The sequence below is a fragment of the Trebonia sp. genome (genome assembly GCF_049794275.1).
Classification (GTDB): Bacteria; Actinomycetota; Actinomycetes; order Streptosporangiales; family Streptosporangiaceae; genus Trebonia.
Genome location: NZ_JBARCR010001123.1, coordinates 1 through 2,657 on the forward strand (window position 1 = coordinate 1; position 2,657 = coordinate 2,657).

Annotated in this window: 3 protein-coding genes; 1 reads left to right on the top strand and 2 read right to left on the bottom strand. The window is 70.8% G+C overall.

Going from position 1 to position 2,657, the window contains the following annotated elements; all coding sequences use genetic code 11:
- The coding region (locus WA805_RS27935; protein WP_425243822.1) for a 4-alpha-glucanotransferase at window positions 1–891 on the bottom strand (891 nt) is incomplete at its 3' end.
- Window positions 888–1,739: a polyphosphate kinase 2 gene (ppk2, locus tag WA805_RS27940; RefSeq protein WP_422285566.1), complete on the bottom strand. Its 852-nt coding sequence runs from the start codon at window positions 1,737–1,739 to the stop codon at window positions 888–890. The genes WA805_RS27935 and ppk2, both read right to left, overlap by 4 nt.
- 51 nt (window positions 1,740–1,790) lie before the next feature.
- Between ppk2 and WA805_RS27945 the strand changes: the two genes are divergently transcribed.
- A complete protein-coding gene (locus WA805_RS27945; protein WP_422285565.1) occupies window positions 1,791–2,600 on the top strand; it encodes an enoyl-CoA hydratase-related protein in 810 nt (269 codons plus the stop codon).
- The last annotated feature ends 57 nt before the right edge of the window (window positions 2,601–2,657 follow it).

Genomic DNA, 2,657 nt, shown 5'->3' on the forward strand with positions numbered 1-2,657 from the left:
GTCAGCCACGATGCCGATCGGCATCCCGGCGGCCCGGGCGCTGGCCTGCGCCGCCGCCGTCTGCTCCGCGACCAGCCACTGCACCCACACGTGGAAGTCCACCCGCGTCGACAGGTCGCCGCGCAGCACGTACGTCTCCGCCGACCGGGGATCGCGCAACGGGACCGGCCAGGTCCGGTAGTCCGGCCCGTGGACCTCGGCGAACGCGCACCAGGTCCCCCAGTCGTCCAGCGCCGGCCCGTTCCTGACCCGGAACGCGTCGAGCGACGCCTGGCGCGGCGGCGACAGCGGCACCTTCCGCACGATCTCCAGCGCGGTGCGCTTCGCCAGCCATACCGCGTCCCTGTCGATCAGCGCGGCCGTCCCGCTCGCGGCGCGCAGCGGGTTGCCCAGGGCAGCCAGCCGCGTACGTTCAGGAAAATTAAGCTCCGCGAACTCCGGGATGTCCTCGATGCGGAGGTACAGCGGGCTGATCCAGCGGCGGCTCATCGGCAGATAGGGCGACGGGCTGACCGGCGGCAGCGGCTCGGCCGCGTGCAGCGGGTTGATCAGCACGAAGCCGGCGCCCAGGTCCCGCGCCGCCCAGGCGGCGAACTCAGCGAGGTCGCGCAGGTCCCCCTGCCCCCACGAGGCGCGGGAGCGAAGCGAGTAGAGCTGGACGGTGAACCCCCAGGAGCGCTGCCCGGGCACCGGCGCCACCGCAGGCTGGGTCCCGGCAGTCCGCTTGCCGGGCGGACTGCCGGGCTGCTCAGGCAGGGTGACATCTTCAAGCGCGGCGGCGATCGCCTGCAGCGTCTCGTCCGGCACGGTGGTCTCGCGCCCCTGCCAGTCCCAGTAGGTGACCTGCACGCCCAGCGCCTCGGCGCGCTGCCGCAGTTCCGCGTTGCTCACCCGCACCAGTGTGCCGCACACCCGCCGCGCAGGGCGCGTAACCTCAGCGAGGCCGCGTGATCGAGGACGTATGTCTGCATCTCGCGCGGCGTCCTGACGTAGCCGGACGACGCCGGCCGGTGCGGCAGCGCGAGCGAGGGCGCCTTGACCTTGTGGTACGGCACCGTCGACAGCAGGTGCGCGATCATGTTGATCCTGGCACGCCGCTTGTCGTCAGACTCGACCACGTACCACGGGGCCTCCGGGATGTCGGTCATCATGAACATGTCGTCCTTGGCGCGGGAGTAGTCCTCCCAGCGGGTGAGCGACGCCAGGTCCATCGGGGACAGCTTCCACTGCCGCAAGGGGTCGTCGAGCCGGGACCGGAACCGGCGCTGCTGCTCTTCGTCGCTGACCGAGAACCAGTACTTGCGCAGCAGGATGCCGTCTTCCACCAGCAGCCGTTCGAAGATGGGGCACTGGTGCAGGAACCGGGCGTACTGCTCCTTCGTGCAGAACCCCATCACGTGCTCCACGCCCGCCCTGTTGTACCAGGACCGGTCGAACAGCGTAATCTCGCCGGCGGCCGGCAGGCGCTCCACGTACCGCTGGAAGTACCACTCGGTGCTCTCCCGTTCGGTCGGCTTGGGCAGCGCCGCGATCCGCGCGAAGCGGGGGTTGAGATACTGGGTGATGCGCTGGATCGTGCCGCCCTTGCCCGCGGCGTCGCGGCCCTCGAAGATGACCACGATCCGCGCGCCGGACGCGCGCGTCCACTCCTGGAGCTTCACGAGCTCCACCTGCAGCCGGTAGAGCTCCTCCTCGTAGACGCCCCTAGGCAGCCGTTCGCCGCCGGACTTCTTCGCCATCACGGGCTCCTTCCCTCGGCATACCCCTGGTTCGGACTATAAATTAAGTCCGTGGATGACGAGCAGACCCGCCGCTACGAGACTGTGGACGTGAACCGCGATGGCGCGGCGGTGAAGATCGCGCTGAACCGGCCGGACCGAATGAACGCCTGGAGCGACGGGCTGTCGCAAGACCTGCTCGCCGTGCTGCGCGAGGTCGCCGCCGACGAGACGGTGCGCGCCGTGATGCTGACCGGGAACGGCAGGGCCTTCTGCTCTGGCGCCGACCTCAAGGACGGCGCCGACGACGCGGTGGCCGGCAAGCTGGACACGTACACGACGCTGACCCGGTGGTACCACCCGATCGTCACCACGATCAGGGAGATGCCCAAGCCGGTGCTGACCGCGGTCAACGGCCCGGCGGCCGGGGCGGGCCTGTCGCTGGCACTGGCAGGCGACCTGGTGGTGGCGGCGGAGTCGGCCTACTTCATGCTCGCGTTCGTGGGCATCGGCCTGGTGCCCGACGGCGGCGCGAGCCTGTTCGTGCCGTCCCGGGTGGGTTTCGCGCGGGCCGCCGAGATGGCCATGCTCGGCGAGCGGGTCAGCGCCTCGAAGGCCGTCGACTGGGGCCTGATCAACTCCGCCTGGCCGGACGCGGAGTTCGCGGCGAAGGCCGGCGCGCTGCTGGCCAGGCTCGCCGCCGGGCCGACCCGCTCCTACGCGGGCAGCAAGCGGGAGCTGAACCACTGGATGTACGACCGGATGGCCGCCCACCTGGAGCTCGAGGCGTCGATCCAGGGCGAGCTGGCCGCCAGCGCCGACTTCGTGGAGGGCGTGTCGGCGTTCCTGCAGAAGCGCCCGCCGGAATTCGGCGGCAAGTAGATGACAGCTAAAGGCGCGGCGCTCGTCACCGGAGCGGGCTCCGGTCTCGGCCGCCAG

Excerpts from the sequence above, each read along its gene's own strand:
- ppk2 (WP_422285566.1), bottom strand. The coding sequence starts at position 1,739 with ATGGCGAAGAAGTCCGGCGGCGAACGGCTGCCTAGGGGCGTCTACGAG.